The organism is Paenibacillus foliorum (assembly GCF_013141765.1).
Classification (GTDB): Bacteria; Bacillota; Bacilli; order Paenibacillales; family NBRC-103111; genus Paenibacillus_S; species Paenibacillus_S foliorum.
Genome location: NZ_WHOD01000056.1, coordinates 40,196 through 58,202 on the forward strand (window position 1 = coordinate 40,196; position 18,007 = coordinate 58,202).

Here is an 18,007-nt window from a genome sequence, read left to right on the forward strand (position 1 = left end):
TAGCGTTACCCTGCCCTCTTTCGTTTCGCCTCTGTCATTGTAATCCATGTTATAAGCCTGCCTAAGCTTCCTTAGACCGAATGATTTTCACCTGTTCCATCAAGCCGTACGGCTGAACAATATAATCAGGGGTGAATGATTTGCCTTCTTTGCGAAACGAGCTCCAGTCCGTAGTCGCCGTTCGGCCGCGCGCTTCATGGAACGGCCCGAACATGTTGCGAGGGCTGCCCATCACTTCGATTTCCAGTTTATTTAAGCCGCTTATTAAATAAGGGGTTAGATCAACGCCGTCCGCAGCTTTCCACGGCACATGCCCTGCTGTCACCCCGTTGACACGGATCTCCACCGTTACTGCCGAGCAATCCCCTAGCGTCAGTATCGCTCTCATGCCTTCTTCCAGCTGGTGGTGATAGTCGGAGTGATAGATGATGCTGCCATTGTAATGGAAGTAGCCCTGCAAACTCCAGTCCCCAGTACGCAGCGTTTCCGGTTCAGCAATGATGCTTCGGGACAGGCTCACTCCGAAATCACCGATAAGATAACAATCCTCAACTTCCATAGCCTGATTGTAGGAGCAGGACAATTCCAGCTCATTGACGCCTTGGCGAATACCGGAAAGCAGGACACGATCCATCGAGCGATCCACAAACCAGCCGTTCGGTGTATTAGAAATTGGCTGCCCATTCAAGCTGATCTGAAACTGCTGTGCGCCCTCTACAACAAGATTCACCTCCGTAGCCGGAACATCCGTCACATGGAAGCTCAGCTTAAAGCTGACGGGGGTGCCGTCATTCGGGTGAGCATCACGAATCCATTTATAACGCTGTGTGATCCCATTATAATATACTTGCCTCATGCCAAGCGTATCTCGGATTTCGCGTTGAGCCACCCATACTTCTTTGGGCTCGGACCACCTGTCATCCCTCATCCGATAAGAGCAGATATCCAAAGTCAGCACATTAGGCATCGTCCGGCTGAACTGAAATACAGGCCCGAATGCCGCATAAAGATCTGAATCGGAAAGTGGTGCAGGCTGCACCTGCTTAGCTTGGTTGGTGTGGGAAGCTGCCTCTTCCCCATAGATGACATACAATTTAGAGTCCGTCGGGCCGAACCGCGCGTAGAACCGCATACGTCCGCCTTCTATCCAAGATTGTACTTGCTTGATGCTGCCGGTCAATGCATCCCATTCTTCAACTCTACCATTAGCTTGTGTATCTATACAAACATCGAATGTTTGCTGCCGGTCATTGTTCACGATAAATAAGGTATGTCCATCACCGGTTTCTTTCAGTAAATACAGCAATTCAGGCGTCTCAGCCGCGTAGCGGTTCTGAATACTGACCGCCCTCGGCTGTAGTTGCTCCAGCTTGGCAATCAGCTGTTCAGGCCTGTCGACTAGAGTTACTCCCGGATGGGCATACAGCAGTGCCGGATCCTCCGATATTCTCCCCTCGATCAGGGCTGGAGCAGGTGTCATTGCAGTAGCCTGACCTCCTGCGTTAAGGAAAGCCATGAGTAGCTCGAACGTGCTGCGAAGCAGGGTACGGACCGGAGGAATAATAACGGTCTTATAGCCCGCTAGGTTGACGAACAGCTTCTTCTCTTGTGCGCGAACCTCACCTGCTTCAGCCATAATCGTCTCATCACCAAGGTCGAAATCGTAATGCTGTCCGAGTAAAACACGCAGCAAGTCGTTAAACTCATAGCCGTAACGGTCAATACCCGGTATATCCCTATCCAAGCCTCGCCTTGGACTTCCATATGGATTCGTCCCAAGCATGGACCATGCCGTAGACGCCGGATGCAGCACCAGAATGTCCCTTATCGGGGTCCCCTCTGTGATTACTGCGCCAATTCTGGCGAAATAATCCTCCATAATCCCGTTATATTTCCACCAGGAGGTCTGGTAGTTAAACACTGGGGGATAATCTCTTTTGCGGCAGCCTTTCAATGAATATAGGGCAAGATGCTGTGATCTTAAGTTAACTCCCAATACATACTGCCAATCCCCCATCCACTTCTGTCCTTCAAAGGTAAACTCCCAACCCGTGCAGCCGTAAGTCTCCGAAATAACGAATTTCCGTCCGTATTGGTTAGCTACGCTAGTGCATTGCTTGACCGTCATATGTTCATCCGTCTGCTCGCAGAGCATATCAATTCCAGGCACATGCTGATAACGATAATGCGGCATGATGGATCCGCCAACTCTCGTTGCTACGCCTAATGCGCTCTCCCACAAATAATGTCCGGTAAAAGCAAGTCCATTGGCATCACACCAGTCTCCCAATTGCTTCGTATAGGATTCGCAAAATTTATCGGATACCGTACGCCAAAAGTCATGTCGAGCCATTGAGGATTGTTCACCGTTAAAATAAAGGTAGGGAAGCAGATCCAGAATATCATGTCCGCGCAGCTGCTTGAAATAAGCAGGGAACGAATACGTCCATGGCACCCAGCCGCGACCTGCCGTATACTGACAATGACGATCGTGTATGCCCGGCTCATCCGTAAAAATACCTGTAATCGTGCGTCCGAACTGGTCGCCTACTTCTGCTTTGTACACCTCATAGGTCGAGTTGATAAATTGCTGGACTGTATCGGGATTCATGCTGTCGGGCGGAGCCTCGTCGTTAAACCACTCGCTTGGTGCAGAAACCTCTACTCGAAATACGAGTAGCACTTCTCCATCAGAAAACTCCAGATTCTGTACGGCTCCGGTTATAGTTGTAGTCACAGGTGCTGGGGCTGATAAGTCCGCATGGGATGTAGATGTTGATGTTGATGTTGATATAGATGCAGGTGCTGATACAGGTGAAGCTGTATGTGCGGGTATCAACAGAAGCCTTTCGCATGCTATGAGGTCCATACCCTGAATGGTTGCTTTGAATAAAGCTACCACTCGACCGTCATCCTCATACGTGCCATTCTCACCACTTACAACCTCTAGGGTCAATCCCTTGGAGCGAAACTCATCCCCTTGAGCAGGAATGCTCCCCCCTGCGGAGCCCGAGGGCCAGCGGTCTTCATCATACAGCCATGCCTTCATACCAAGCTCTTCTGCCTTAGCAACCGACTGATGGACGGCATCCATCCACTCCTTACTTAAGTAAGGAGTTTCCAATCCATCGCGGGAATGCATAAAAAAGCCGCCCATCCCCTGTTCCTTCATATCTTCAATCTGACGAAGCAGCTCTTCTTGCTTTAATTCGTCATTCCATGCCCAAAAAGGCACCGACCTGTATGGCGCAGGGGGCTGCTCAAATTGCTTCCTCAATTCGGGTAAAAGTACCATCCATAGAGCCTCCTTTTTGATATCCACAAGCACAAATTACGCAGTAGAACAGCGGCACAGAAATAACTTCAGGCTACCGCTGTTCATAGTACACGCTATTATAAAGCTGTCTCTGTCTCAACTTCCAGACTCCAGCAAACGATTCTCTCCCGCTTCCAAGTGTAGGTCACATAGATATGATTCCCCTCAGCAATGACAGCTGGATAAGAATACTCGCCCGGCTCAATAGGGATCGTATAGGATCGATACTCCGCCTCCATAACCACCAGTTCTTCCCAATACTCGCCATTATCTCTTGAAATACTCAGCAATAGCGGCATGCGGGGTCCTCTGTACATCCCTACCGGATTATAAGCCAGCACTAGTGTTCCATCATCCATTCTGGCCAAGTCGATCCCGCTATTGTTATTTGGCAAATACGTTCTGTAAGCAGGCGACCAAGTCTTCCCTGAATCTAATGAATCGCTGCGATAAATAAATCCGCTTGTACTCCGCATGAGCATGTGCACTTGACCGGGCTTCGATTCCCATAAGGTCGGTTGAATGAGGCCTTTGCCACGCACTAGCTGCATAGTACCATCATTCTCTGTCCCATGATTGGTTGGCACCAGCTCACTCCGAGTCCACGTCACCCCTTGGTCATAAGAAATATCAGCGAAGCAGTCCCACACTTCTCCTTCAATGGATGCAGGCGCCAGCCATGTGCCATCCTGCAGCACGATGAGCTTGTTTTTGACCGGACCTCTTCCTCCTACATCTCCCGGCACCAAATCAACCGGCTCGCTCCAAGTCACACCGTCATCATTGGACACTGTAACCCGTGTATACCATTCCGGAATCGGGTGCCCTACTTTATAATGAAGCACGATTTGCCCATCATTTTTGCGGAACAATACAGGGTTCCAATGAACAAGCCCCTCTTCGTCGGCGACCAAATACGGCTGGGACCAAACACCATCCGTTCTCTTGGAGCACCATATCGCTACGTCTGGATTGCCTTCCTTAGTACCTGCGAAATAAGAAACCAGCAAATCCCCATTGGGTAATGCAATAACCGTCGATGCGTGGCAGCTGTTAAATGGACGCTCCTCTTCAAAAAGGAATTGTTTGACTTGCTCTTTCAGCTTCATAGCTCTACTCTCCTCTTATAGTTCATATAGCTTTCTATATTCGGCAGTTAGGGCAAACAATTGCTCTACCTCGCGCCGGTTCGAATAGGTCAACAGGTGGTGATCTTTAGTTCTTGTATGAAGACCAATAGGTAGCCCTTCCAAGCTCAAATAATATTTGGCATTAACCGGGTAATATTGACTTTCAATTACAGAGGACATGCCTAAAAAATGCTGCAGCTTCTCTGCCCGCTCCGGCTGATCCTCGAAGTGACGGGTAAGCCAAACGTACAAATCCGGGTGAAAGTTCGCCATAATCCCGCTATAGCCTTGAACGCCTATCTTTAAGGTTTCCAGCAAAGTAGCTGTATTAGCGTTATATATATTCAAGCCACCGCCGCGCACTGCATTCAGCTTGTCTTCAATATGCCCCGTATGGCAGCATGTATCTTTCAAAAAAGTAAACCGGCCAGTTGACTCGCACCATGCCAACAGCTCTGGTGAAATGAGCCGTTTATAGGGATATGGACATTCATAAATGCCAAAAGCAATATCTGGAACAACGCTCAGCAGTGTTTCAGCATTACGCTTCCATACTTCTTCGGATTCATCCTGCTTCGCTAGTCGATTACTTACCAGTACTACCGCTTGAACACCAGAAGCAGCTATAGCCTGCAGCTCTGTCACTTGATCCTCTATAGATTCCGAGATGTGACCGGATGCTATTACTTGGACACGGCCTTTTGCCTTCTCAACTACAAACTTAGCAATCGAAGCGCGTTCTTCAAGCGTCAAGAAGAACATTTCGCTGGATTGGCATACCGCAAAAAGCCCGGCAACCCCCTGACGGATATACCACTCAACCATTTGCTCTAGCGCAAAGTAATCCACTTGATTCGAATCGGTGAAAGGAGTCACCATTGTAGGCCAAACGCCCTTGGCAATAGGTTGGTTCTGCATGTGATTATGAAACCTCCGTTATTAATAAGTATCTGGTGCTGCTGGAACATACCGAAAACATATGCCGTCCTACCGCAGATGTCTTTAAATGCTCCAACATCCGCGGTGAAACGGCCATGCTTTTGCTGCTGCTCAACTAACTGCTTATTTCTTTTGAGACAATCTTTGCAATGCTCCGTTATAGATCTTTTCCAGCTCTTCGCCTCCTGTATCACGGGCTTTTTTCATAACGGCATCATATTCATCGATCTTCTTTACACCCATAATAAATTTGTCGTATTCCTGCTCCAGCATCGTAGTAAGTGGCGCCAGAATCTCTTTCACGCGAGCAGCCTCTTCCTTGGTAAGCGGGGGATCCAAGTACGGATCGTGGTACGACTTATCGTCTGCAATAGTTTTCCAATATTCCTCATGGACCTGACTCCAGCTTCCATTCAGCTTCTCAACCTGTACCTGCGGGTCCATATTGGCAAACCATGGAGTAAAGCTCAGCTTACCCGAACCAAGCTCGGAGTACATGGCATAGAACGGAGTCGGTTGACCCTCTTTAAATTTGGCCACATATTCGGCTTTAAGCTTCGGCTGGCCCTTGTCATCCAAAGTATGGTGAACGCCTTCAACTCCGTAGCTCATCAGGTTCGATGCTTTTTCCGTATACATCCAATCAAGCAGCTTAATGAGTGTTTCCGGGTCCTTCGCTTTGGAGCTGATCGCAAACATTCTATCCGACGTAAGTGTTGTTGCATAAAACTCCGCTCTAGCTTTACCGCTTTTGTTAACAGGAGTCGGAATGATCTGGAATTTGCCGTCCGGAACTGCCTTCTGCAGCTGCTTCGTGTAATCCAGAGCGAAACCGCTGTTATCCATGAAGAAGAATGACTTGCCGCTGGTCAGCTTCTCTGTCCATTGCTGTTGAGTGGCCACTGCGTAGTCCTTGTCGAGGACACCCATCGTAAATGCTTTATTGAAAAAGGCAAGCACCTCTTTGAATTGCGGCGTAGCCGGACCGTATAGATATTGCCCTCCATTGACATCCTTGTCAAAATAAATACCGTTGCCGCTGCCAACGCCTGATCCTAGTGGATAAGCCATCGTTTTAAACAGCTGGTGGATAGGGCCGCTTCCCTTACGAACGGAGAACGGAGTTGAATCCGGATAGATCTTCTTCAGCTCGGCGAGAACCGTCAACAGCTCATCAAATGATTTGGGTACTGGCAGGTTGTGCTTGGTCAGTAAATCGGTACGGATGACCGGTCCAAAGCCGTTCTTCAGCTCATTACGACCAATAGCAGGGAATCCATACAGCTCACCGTCAGCGGTCAGCTTGACCATATCAGGATATTGATCCCAGAACTTCTTGAAGTTTGGCATCAAGCCCTTATTCATGTACTGGAGCAGCGGAACGAAAACACCTGTTGAGCCAAAATTGTTAACATCCGACATCTCAATTTGAATAATATCAGGCAAGTTATTCGTTGCCAGCAGCGTTTTCTTCTTATCGTTATAATTGCTGTTTGGGACATTCTCGAATTTCAATTTAATATTGGTTTGATTAAAAATTTCCTGCTGCACAAGTGCGAAGTTTTTAACTGGCTGATTCGGATGCTCTGGGAATGTTACCTTCACTTCCCGTTCCTTCTCCGAAATTTTGCTGGCGCCTGAGGCCTTGGACGATGCATTCCCAGCCGGAGCCGGTGCAGTTTCCTTCCCTCCGCTGGAGCAAGCAGCTAAACCTGATGCTACCATAACGGTGCAAAGCGATAATGACAGTCCTTTTACCCATGTTCTAGTCATGTAAAACCCTCCCTTTAAGTTTGTTTCATTTTATAAAACACCCCTGAGCTTAACCCTTGAGTGCCCCAATCATCGCGCCTTTCACAAAATACTTTTGCAAATAAGGGTAGACGATCAAAATCGGTAAGATGGTGATGATGATAACAGCAAACTTGTAGTTGGTCGCAACGACCCTGAAGTTGGATGAAGCACTTCCTATATCGGCGGTCTGATCAGCAAACTCCCCTGCAATAACGATATTGCGAAGCAGCACTTGAACGGGAAATTTATCACTGTCATTCAAATAAATCAGAGCCGGGAAAAAGCTGTTCCAATGATGAACGGCATAGAATAACACCATGGTTGCCATAACTGGCAGCGATAATGGAAGAATAATTTTGATAAGCACCTGAATCTCATTAGCTCCATCCAAGTAAGCCGATTCCTGCAGCGCCATCGGAATGCCCTCGAAGTACGTTTTCATTATGATCATATTGAAGGTACTGATAGCCGGAGGAAGCACAAGCGCCCACATCGTATCGATAAGCCCTAGCTGCTGCACTACCAGATACAAGGGAATCAGTCCTCCGCTGATAAACATCGTTATGGCGACCATGAAAATAAATAGATTGCGCCCATAAAAGTCTTTTCTGGAAAGCGGATAAGCACAGAGCGCCGTCATGAAGACGTTAATCGTAGTACCTACGGTGGTGTAAAGCAATGTGTTTCCGTAAGCCTGCCATATATCCGGATTTTTGAATACAATTTTGTAGGCATCAAAGGTAATATCCAGCGGAATCCATGTGATTAAGCCTCTAGTAACCAAGTTGCCATCGCTAATCGATACGATAAAAATGTAATAAATGGGATACAGGGTAATAAACATCAGCAGTATAAGGATCAACACATTAAAGCTGTCAAAAACTTTTGAACCCATTGAAATCTGTTTGTTCATAGCAACCTCCTGGTGGTCTACCACAATCCGGTTTCACTGATTTTTTTGGAAAGCCGATTGGCAGATACTAATAGAATTAACCCGACAATCGCTTGGAACAGCTCTACGGCGGTAGCATAGCTAAAGTCACTGCCTAGCAAGCCTCTCCGATATACATAAGTGGAAATGACATCTGCCGTTTCATAAGTCGAGCCGTTATACAGCAAAATAATTTTTTCGTAGCCGATAGACATCAGCTTCCCGATATTCAGAATCAGCATAATCGATATGGTCGGCGCAATCCCCGGCAGAGTAATATGGAGCAGCTGCTTCCATCGGTTCGCTCCGTCTATTTTAGCGGCATCGTATAATTCTTCATCCACGGAGGTTAATGCCGCCAAGTAAATAATAGAGCCCCAGCCCACGCTTTGCCAAATACCCGATGAGATAAAGATCGTCCGGAACCATTCCGGCTTCATCAGAAAATGGACCGGCGTACCGCCTAACCACGAAATAAACTGATTAACAAGCCCATCCGTAGTCAAAAAGTTAACAATCATACCGCACACCACAACCGTAGAAATAAAGTGAGGCAGATAGCTTACGCTTTGCGCGAATTTTTTCAGCTTCTGACTCTTCAGTTCATTTAGCAAAAGAGCCAAAACAATCGGGGCCGGAAACGCCCAGAAAATTTCATACACGTTAATCAACAGCGTATTGCGGATCAGCTTCCAAAAGTAAGGGTCAACCAAAAATTTCTTGAAATGGACGAACCCCACCCAAGGACTGGCAGCAATCCCTTTGACGATGTTGTAATCCTTGAAAGCGATGATGATACCGTACATAGGCCAATAATGGAACAGTACATAGTAACAAAAGGGTAGAAAAAAAATCATATACAAGTACTTGCTTCTTTTCATATTACGCAGGATCGGATGCGTCTTATTTCTCTGAACGCCGACCGCCTGCTGTACATTGGACTGATGGATATGAATCCCTCCCGGATGACTAAGTTGTGATTTCTGAATCACTCGTAACCGCTTTCTCGATCCTTATTATAGAGAACGGTTTTCGTCCTTGAAAAGCACCGATGCAGAATCACTTGATGCACTTTTCGCACAAAACGCACCTTGATTCATATTTCACAGAGGATTCATTTTTCGCACAAAAAGCCAAAACCTCAGGCGTGGCGTGGGTTTATCCAGCTTGTCCAGCACTTATTAATCAATAACCACATTTGGACAAAGAAAAATAGCGGTGATCAAGCCGTTAGGTCCTTATTGTGGAAATCTAGACGTTTGTGCGTTGGGAGGGCATGCGTGTGAGATTCCGGCCGCTGTATGGGGTTCTTGACCCCAAACCCAAAAACGTATTAATTCTGGCGTCAAAGAAAAAATGCCTCTTTACATCGTAAGCCTGTATGAACAGGATCACGCTGCAAAGAGGCATTCATTTATAGCCAAGCAAGTGGGGTTCGACCAACCACCATGCAATGCCGCAACGCGCGCCCAGGATTCGCGCGCGTTGGAAATTCTGATCCTAAGGAAACGGATGCGGATACGGATTTAACTCCTCAGGAGAAAGCTTCTGATTTACATAGCCTAGCTTCATAGGCACCTCAAGTACTCTATCGAGACCCTCCAACCGGGTAAGCATGTGTCCGAACGTCATCGGCAGCATTCCCGGAATCAACACTTTCACACAGTGCAGTCCGTTGCGTAGTGTCTCGCTCGATGACTGGTCGATTACAATAACATCCAGCTGAAGGCTGCGAAACACCTCAAGAACCTGTTTCAGATCATCCGTTAAATCATCGTGCGCTGAAACCGAACTGAACTCTTCATCGAATGTCCGAAGTGGACGCTGTTCGTCCAGCAAAAATCGAAGCCTCTCCTCCGATTGAGGGAAGCTGTACAGCAGCGCGTGATCCTCCATTATCTGCACTAGCGAAGAGTCATAAAACATGGCTTCAGCTTCATCTTGGCGCTCTCTCCAGCGTTCCTCAGCCATTGTAATATTGCCAGCGAGCTCATGTATAGCGCCCTTAGCTGCCTGTATCGGGTCTAGATGGGCTCCTGCGGCACAGACAAGGTTCACTGCCTTCTCTCCTTGATCCGTCTCACTCTTCGCTACTGCCCAGATGCTTGGAATTGCATTTTCCATCGTTGTGTTGTACAGCATCACTTCGTATCCGGTTACAGCTCTTAAACGATCTATCATCACCAGCAGCTCTTGATCCCCCGATGAGCGATAATCGAGCCGCGGAACAGGCAGTTTAGCGTACCAGGTCATCAAGAAAGAATCCCGCTCTACCACCTCCAAAATTCCGTACAAGATCGCTTCCTCTAGGCTTCCTCCTATCGCGCAGCCATTGGAAGTCTCATATACAAAGCCCCCGCCATAAACCAAGCTGTAATAAGCCAGCAGCTCGGGAACTAGAATCGGGCGCGCCTGCTGAAACGAATAGCCCCAGACCCAAGCCATCTCAGAATCGGGATCCAACGGCAGAAATGGAAAATCCGGTTGTTCCAGCTGCTCCTGCGCATGAAGCCCCACCTTGGACGGATCCATCGCAGCATCCTTCAAGCGGGTTATACTGTCGTACACGATCGTTCGTTTGCCCCGGGGAGCAATACCGCAATGTCGCTCCAAGCCCTCTAGGATAGCGGCCATCTCGCTGTGAGCATAAGAATGTGAACGGCCTCCCGTCACTTCATTCGACATGATCAAAGGAAGATTCATAGCCGCTCCGGCAAAAGTCGATACGAAGTCTAACTGCTTTCCATTGAAGAGTCCAGTCCGACTGTCCCAATAATCCTTAGCCAGCACCTTCTGCAAATCCCTCATTGATCGGCAGCGGTAATGGCTGCGTTCGAGCTTATTACAAGGCCTTAGCACGATTTCAGCCGCTTCCTTCGAGTCATCCGGCAATTGGCCGCAAACTGGGCAAATCGGGTCAGGAAGAACGTAGTGGATGGTGGTATTCAAATTATTAAGATTAATTAAATAGACCTTGCCTTCCGACAATACTTCGTCACCTCGAAGCACTCTAGCCGTTTCCGCTGAGAGAATATGTGCCATATGCCTTAACCCCGCAGGAGGTAACTCTGCAACAGGATGAGGAGGATGCTCAGGGGAGATCAGACTCATGAGCAGACCGTCCATCTCTTCGCGCTCGCGTCCCGCCATAGAGCGACGGGTTTCCGCACATAGGGAACAGCCGGCCGTTCCGGGACGTACCAATGGCCCCACCACGCCTTCTCCATAGGACACATAGGAGCATAACCAAGGAATGCCGAGCGGCTGCAGCATCTCTTCAGCTTGAAGATGAACGGAGGAGTCCCCTCCCAGCACTAATACCAGAGCAGCGGGAGGCAATCCCTGGCTAAAATCCGGTCTATGCACTATCGGGAACCACGACAACTGCTTGCACACCATATCCGTAAGCATGCCTTCTCCCACGATAACAATGGGGTTCATAAGGATTCCTCCTCTCTGAGCCGTATACCTAGCACCTCGAACGGTCCTTCTCTCAGGAAAGACTCGCATCGCATATCTACGACTTCCAAGCGTTTATGATGCTGCTTCAAGGTCTGAACGGCAGACAGCATCCAAGGCGCATTCCATGTTGGATAATTAGAAGGAATGATGACGCTTTGCAGCTTCTTATGATCGTTCCAAATCACAGAAGAAACCGGTGCACACTCCGTTTTCATCAATGCCTTTTGTAGCGACCCGCGAAGCGCCAGAGTCAAGTCAAGGCCTACGCTGCCATACCAAGCGCCGCCCGAACAGACCCATACTACCGGAAATCCGAGCAGCGACTCTCCGACTGCGATTACAGGCTCGCCCTCTAAGATGCTTATGGCTTGTAAATAATACTGGCAGCGAACATCTTCGATTTGAGTACATTCCATGCGCGTTAATACCAGCTCATTATGAAGGGGCCGCATGCCTAGTTCTTGGTCTAAGCAAGCTCGCAGCCCTCGCCCCAACGCTTCGGCGAAGGTACCCCCCGCTCCGATGTGGATGTCCTCCGGCTGGTCCGAGGGCAGCTCGGAAACGAGTAACGGAGTCATGCGGGCAGTGTAGGATTCAATTCCCGCGAGCCCTGACTCCCGCCGAGCCTCTACATGCGTCAGACCGCTGCAGATGATAGTCGGCAACAGCTGTGCAGGTCCCTCCGATAGCGGGTCAGCGGGCTGAACGAGACACTGTGCCAGTGGAAGCTGATTCAAGCTCCCCTCTTCCCATACATGGAAAATGCCCGATACCATTGAAGTCAGCTTGTTGAACCAAGTAAACCATTCCTCCGTTTCCTCCGAGTCGGCAGGCTCTTGTTCTATACCAAGTCTAAGCTCCATATCCGTCACCATGCGAACCTGTTCATGCCCGGTTATGAATGGATGAGGCAAGATCGAATGCCAGCTTCCCTCCAACGTGATCGGATCCAGGATATAACATTGATCGATGCAATGCGTTTCCTCCTCTTCTGTAACCGCTTTGCCCCATTCATGCACGAGTAGATTCGATAATACAGCTGCCGCTGTGGCAGAGAACCTTTGCGGCTCCCCATCCGCGGGAAAGACGGATGAATGGATGCGCCGCCATGCCGACTCCCACCAGCCATCTCCATCAGGACGATGCAGCGGCCCTACCATGCCCATACCTCTTAAACCCATTACAGGGAGCATCGGCTTCATTTCTGCTGTGCAGGCGGCCTGAAGCTCCCTAAGCTCCTCTAAGTCGCCAGGCTGGGAAGTATACAAAATAAATGGAAAAGGCCGAATCTCGGTTTCCCAATTCACCTCCTCATCTCCTGTTGCCGCATGGATATCCAGAGAAGCCCCCGGATCGCTCGGAAGAGCGTGCTCCAGAAGCTTCTTGAGCTCCTCCATGTCTGTAAGCTGCGTGTTTGTTACATATACAGTGAGCTTGGATAAACCGGATTCATACCACGCTTTAACAAGCGAGAGCAAGATTGGACCACAACCGACCACCAGCACTCCTTCAACCTGAGAAGACATCCTGCTAACCTCCCTCTATGGCTTGACGAACTGAAGCACATACTCATGCCGTCATCTCCATATCTATTGTAAAAATATGTAACCCCCCTTTTGAATATTACGCTACCGAGACTATGCCTTAGATTAAAATCACAAACAAAAGTAGACGGAGCGTTACGCAACCGTCTACTTTCTAAAAAGGGGCTCTATGGGTTGCAGGTATGGCTATTCCCTGCGAAATTAGTATATGAGAATCTAGAAATGTATGGAACTGCTAATTCCCCCTTTATATTCGCACATTTTTGTCATTTGCCCAATCCGCGATCAGCCCGGGATCATACAATGCAGAAGAAAATGTGAGGGGAGGCTGTCACAATGGGATTTGGAGCTGGAGTAGGTAGCAGTTGTAGCTGTGCTGGTTTATTTACTAGTACGGGTGTAATTCTCGTACTTTTCATTCTATTGGTTATTGTTTCTCGCGCATTCATCTAAGCATCCTAGAAGCCAAAAGCGGTCCTCAAGTTCATTCAGTCAGGACGGAACTTGTCTATTAGTTTATGAAAATCTACGAAAGTATGGAACTACTATTTCTCCCTTATATTCGCACATTTTTAAGATATGCCCAATCCACGAACAGCCTGAGATCATACAATGCAGAAGAAAATGGAGGGAGGGTATCACATATGGGATTTGGAACTAGCTGTAGTTGTTCTAGTTTGATTACTAGCACTGGCGTAATTCTCGTACTATTCATTCTATTGGTTATTGTTTCTCGTTCATTCATCTAATTAGCTACGTACCAACGCCCGGCTACTAACGCAGCCCGGGCGTTTTTACATGAATGGAAGGGCATGCGAGATGCAAAAAGCAGTCTAACCTAACGGTTTATAGACAAAGCTATGAATCTGTTTCCTATGATGCTCGTCGTGCTCAATAAATTCTTTGATAATATAAAGTAGAGTATAAGGCTCGCCAGTGTGCGGGCAGTTAGAAGCTCCATTAGCCGATGTCGGTCTATTAATAACTTCAGCAGGCAATTCTTCTAATATTGCACTCAACTGTTTACGAGTACGGACGAAATCAGCTATTAGTTGATTCTTCGTTACTTGTTTCGCAAAGGCATACCCGAGTTTATTAAAAGAGTCAAACTCAGGAAATACAATCTTTCCGTCTTCCCTTACAGCAGGAACAACATTCGTTGTTAGATATTGATCCCAGTTCATTAAATGCCCGATGATTTCAGCAATAGAAGCTTTTCCAATAGAAATGGGCTCGTACCATGCATCATCGATTCTATCATTTAAAAAGCTAGACCAATCATAATTATATTTATCTATAGCTTCACGAACTTTAATCATACGGACCCGGATCATCTCCTGAAAACTATGCTGCGTTTATATTATCACATCTTCCAGATTATTACAAACATATGTTCGTGTTTATGTGATCTTCTCCCCAAACAACGCGCCTATCAGATCCACTGCAACCCTAGCTGTCTTATTCCTAAGATCGAGCGTTGGATTAACCTCAACAAATTCCGCACTGACAGCCACCCCTGCATCGAAAATCAATTCCATTGCCAGGAGGCTTTCCCGGAAGCTAAGACCGCCTGGAACCGGAGTACTGACACCAGGCGCATCACGTGGGTCAAGTCCATCAAGATCTAAGCTAAGGTGAATGCCGTCCGTTCCTCCTGCCGCGATTTCCAGCGCACGCTCTATTACCTTCGCAATCCCCAATCGCTCGATATCTCGTGTAGTAAACACGCGGACGCCCAGCTTCTTTAGAAACTTACGTTCACCTGGGTCAATGGACCGCGCTCCTACTATTACCGTATGCTCCGGCTTAAAAAACGCAATCCCGCCTCCGATAGCGGTCAATCGGGGATCCCCATAACCAAGAGCCACCGCTAGCGACATTCCATGGATATTACCGGTAGGCGTCGTTTCTGCCGTATTTACATCGGTATGCGCATCGAACCAGATGAGTCCGTATTCGCCGCCCATTCTCCTCAAACCAGCCAAGGTACCTATGGCGATACTGTGATCTCCGCCAAGAACAAGCGGGAAATACCCAGCAGTTACAGCCTCGTATATTTTGGTGCTCAGCTCCCCATTTACCTTAACAATTTCGTCTAAATGCTTGAGTTTCGATTTCGGCTGCTGTGCAGATGATGCGTAGCAATTTTTTACTGCCAAGTCTCCTTCGTCCACGACGAAGCATCCAATTTGTTCAAGCCTCTCTACGACCCCGGCACACCGGATCGCGCTTGGCCCCATACACGCACCACTCCTGCCTGCTCCCAAATCCAGGGGTACGCCGATTATAGAGATCCGTCTGCCGGGTTGCTTTTTCATCGAATATCTCTCCTTTATATCCAGCTGCTTTCTCCTTGGAACAGGATAGTCAAGATTATGCACAAGAACAGGGTCAAGGACGCAGCATATGTTTAGCAACAAACCATAGATTAGCTGGCCGCTCGGCGATACGACGTGTAAAATAAGGATACCAAAGGCGACCGAATGGTGTATAAATACGGACCAAATAGCCGGCACGCACCAAATCCCGCTGAAGATCGCCTGCAATTCCATAAAGCATCTGGAATTCGAAACGGCCACGAGGAATTCCTTTATCCTTGGAAAACCGAATAATCGTATCAATAATTTCAGGATCATGTGTAGCCACTGCCGCATAACCACCTTTAGTTAAATGAGCCTTAACGATCCGGGTGTAAGCAGCATCTACATCACGCTTGTCGGGAAAAGCTACATCAGGAGACTCACGGTAGGCGCCTTTGACAATGCGCAGATTCGTTCCTCCCGCTCCGAGCTGATCAGCATCCTGTTCGCTCCGATACAAGTAGGATTGCAAGACTAATCCTATCCGCCCTGGACCAAAGCGCCGTAGCAGCAACCGAAACACATCTATCGTCTCTTGCGTAACCGTAGAATCCTCCATATCGATACGGACAAAGCTGCGGCTTACAGCCGCTTCACTCACAATGCGCTCCATATGCTTAAGGCAGCTAGCTCGATCAATCCGCAACCCCAGCTGGGTAAGCTTAACGGATACGTTAGCCTGAAGCCTAAGCTGCTGTATGGCAGGAAATAGACTACTAATAATGGCTGCGGTTTCCTCCGCTTGGCCTGAGTCCAGTACATTTTCGCCCAAATAGTCCAGCGTTACATGCATTCCTTCCTCGTTCAATCCTCTAACCTTTTCTAAAGTTTCCGGCAGCGTCTCAGCAGCTACAAAACGATCTACACCGAGCTTCATCCCATACTTTAGAAATAGCCATCGAACCGGAGCGAATTCTGCAATTGTGAGTACGCTTTTTCGCAGCAGCCGATCTTTCATGGATGGCACCTCCTACGAGTTTTTCAAGGATAATCGACTGCTAAGCATTTATATCAATTGAATCCAATGAATTGCTTAAGTAAATGCCCCCCTACAGCTACGGGATGATCACGCTTAAAATTAGGAGAGGCATCACCATGTTGCGCACCTCAACGCAAGCACCTTATAACACGAAATGGAACACCTCCCGTTAATTATCCAGATGAGTGCGGTATCCTTCATTTTGATGAAAATCCTCCCGCTAATCTTCGAAAATAGATCTATTGTGAGGCTATAGGCCGAATTAAAGGGAGAGAAAATCCAGGTAAATCATTATGAATTCCAAAACAAGTGGAATTAAAGGGAGGGATTCCTGTAACTTAATAGAGGAAACAGTTTTCCAACGCGTGCGATTCCCGTGTACATTGCGGCGACGGTTGAATCTACGACCTTGCGTACATTCAACTATTTTATTGAGTTTTGCAAACACAGAATTTCTTCGCAAACATCTGGTAGCAATGCTTAGCCTTTTAATTGTTTTATCTTGTGTTTACTTGTTTTTACTTGTTTTTACTTGTTTTATCTTGTTTACATCACTTTTATCTACGTTGCTGAGTCTTGCTTATTCATAGCCAGATGTTTACTTTACTTTCACTAAACTTCACTAAACTTTTGCTCTTGGTTTTACTCTTGGTTTTGCTCTTGGTTTTGCTCTTGGTTTTGCTCTTGGTTTTGCTCTCCTTCTATATTATCTTTTACGGCTCAACCTCAGAATCCGTGCTTGACCCTCTCCCGATCATCAGCCTGCCAAAATCCTGCAAACATACAGTTATTTTCTACTGAAACTTGCTGTTGAGACAAAAAACTGCGAAAGTACAGCAATTTCATGTGAAATGGTCCGATTTCAGCTAAGAATGAAAAGAGAGATGCACATTTGCATGAATTCACCAGGAGTACGGATGAAACTTCCAAAAGGCTGTATAGATGCAGGTTTTTTGAGTAGGCAATGGCTTCGAATAATGTCTTGTACCTTGTATGCTACCATTGCCGTTGGCAAAGTCTTGTTAAGCGATGAGCTGGATATGGAACCGAAATCGAATGACTTCGTCAAGCACTGATATCGGTTTTGAGCCTCTTTCACACTACTTTTATTTAGATTTCGTTCTACTTTTTCTTTGCAATTACTTAACTTTGCCTACCTTCTACTTAGTTTTCACTCTTCTTTCACTCTTCACTATTCTTTACTATTTCTTATTATTTTTCACCATCCCTCACTATCCCTCACTATTCCTCACTATCCATCACTATCCCTCACTATCCCTCACTATCCCTCACTATCCCTCACTATCCCTCACTATCCCTCACTATCCCTCACTATCCCTCACTATCCATCACTAATTCTCACTATTCTTCACTATCTCTCACTATCTCTCACTATCCATCACTATCCATCACTATCCATCACTAATTCCCACTATTCTTCACTATCTCTCACTTCCCCTTAATTTTCCTCACTATTCCTCACTATTCTTCGCTATCTCTCTCACTTTCCCTCAATTCCCCCCACTATTCCTTACTATTTTTCACCATCCCT

13 protein-coding genes are annotated in these 18,007 nt (G+C 47.3%); 2 read left to right on the forward strand and 11 right to left on the reverse strand.

The window, feature by feature from the left end; genetic code table 11:
• Positions 1 to 61: 61 nt before the first annotated feature.
• The 8 genes from GC093_RS14970 to GC093_RS15005 form a co-directional block, all read right to left on the reverse strand.
• Positions 62 to 3,295, reverse strand: a complete 3,234-nt coding sequence (locus tag GC093_RS14970) for a glycosyl hydrolase (RefSeq protein WP_171652694.1) — start codon at positions 3,293 to 3,295, stop codon at positions 62 to 64.
• Between the two features lie 98 nt (positions 3,296 to 3,393).
• Entirely contained in the window at positions 3,394 to 4,425 is a 1,032-nt protein-coding gene (locus GC093_RS14975) for a sialidase family protein (RefSeq protein WP_171652695.1), read from the reverse strand.
• Between the two features lie 15 nt (positions 4,426 to 4,440).
• Positions 4,441 to 5,364 (reverse strand): dihydrodipicolinate synthase family protein, encoded by a 924-nt coding sequence (locus GC093_RS14980; protein WP_171652696.1) that lies wholly within the window; start codon positions 5,362 to 5,364, stop codon positions 4,441 to 4,443.
• 144 nt (positions 5,365 to 5,508) lie between these two features.
• The gene (locus tag GC093_RS14985; RefSeq protein WP_171652697.1) at positions 5,509 to 7,158 is read right to left on the reverse strand and encodes an extracellular solute-binding protein; all 1,650 of its coding nucleotides are present in this window, start codon (positions 7,156 to 7,158) and stop codon (positions 5,509 to 5,511) included.
• Between the two features lie 49 nt (positions 7,159 to 7,207).
• Positions 7,208 to 8,092 (reverse strand): carbohydrate ABC transporter permease, encoded by an 885-nt coding sequence (locus tag GC093_RS14990; RefSeq protein WP_171652698.1) that lies wholly within the window; start codon positions 8,090 to 8,092, stop codon positions 7,208 to 7,210.
• A gap of 17 nt (positions 8,093 to 8,109) precedes the next feature.
• Positions 8,110 to 9,102 (reverse strand): ABC transporter permease, encoded by a 993-nt coding sequence (locus tag GC093_RS14995; protein ID WP_312886538.1) that lies wholly within the window; start codon positions 9,100 to 9,102, stop codon positions 8,110 to 8,112.
• Positions 9,103 to 9,610: 508 nt separating this feature from the next.
• Positions 9,611 to 11,551, reverse strand: a complete 1,941-nt coding sequence (locus tag GC093_RS15000; protein ID WP_171652699.1) for a TOMM precursor leader peptide-binding protein — start codon at positions 11,549 to 11,551, stop codon at positions 9,611 to 9,613.
• Positions 11,548 to 13,098: a hypothetical protein gene (locus GC093_RS15005; RefSeq protein WP_171652700.1), complete on the reverse strand. Its 1,551-nt coding sequence runs from the start codon at positions 13,096 to 13,098 to the stop codon at positions 11,548 to 11,550. Before GC093_RS15005 ends, GC093_RS15000 begins: the two co-directional genes overlap by 4 nt.
• A gap of 354 nt (positions 13,099 to 13,452) precedes the next feature.
• On the opposite strand from GC093_RS15005, the gene GC093_RS35975 reads away from it, so the two are divergent.
• Complete coding sequence (locus GC093_RS35975; protein WP_246314407.1) at positions 13,453 to 13,569, forward strand: YjcZ family sporulation protein; 117 nt, start codon at positions 13,453 to 13,455, stop codon at positions 13,567 to 13,569.
• Positions 13,570 to 13,949: 380 nt separating this feature from the next.
• On the opposite strand, the gene GC093_RS15010 is transcribed toward GC093_RS35975, so the two are convergent.
• The 3 genes from GC093_RS15010 to GC093_RS15020 all read right to left on the reverse strand — a co-directional run bounded on the left by GC093_RS15010 (position 13,950) and on the right by GC093_RS15020 (position 16,434).
• Positions 13,950 to 14,435, reverse strand: a complete 486-nt coding sequence (locus tag GC093_RS15010; RefSeq protein WP_171652701.1) for a DinB family protein — start codon at positions 14,433 to 14,435, stop codon at positions 13,950 to 13,952.
• Positions 14,436 to 14,516: 81 nt separating this feature from the next.
• The gene (gene rocF, locus GC093_RS15015) at positions 14,517 to 15,434 is read right to left on the reverse strand and encodes an arginase (RefSeq protein WP_171652702.1); all 918 of its coding nucleotides are present in this window, start codon (positions 15,432 to 15,434) and stop codon (positions 14,517 to 14,519) included.
• Between the two features lie 73 nt (positions 15,435 to 15,507).
• Entirely contained in the window at positions 15,508 to 16,434 is a 927-nt protein-coding gene (locus GC093_RS15020; RefSeq protein ID WP_171652703.1) for a proline dehydrogenase family protein, read from the reverse strand.
• A gap of 938 nt (positions 16,435 to 17,372) precedes the next feature.
• Here GC093_RS15020 and GC093_RS15025 point away from each other — a divergent pair.
• Entirely contained in the window at positions 17,373 to 17,531 is a 159-nt protein-coding gene (locus GC093_RS15025) for a hypothetical protein (protein ID WP_171652704.1), read from the forward strand.
• Positions 17,532 to 18,007 lie beyond the last annotated feature (476 nt).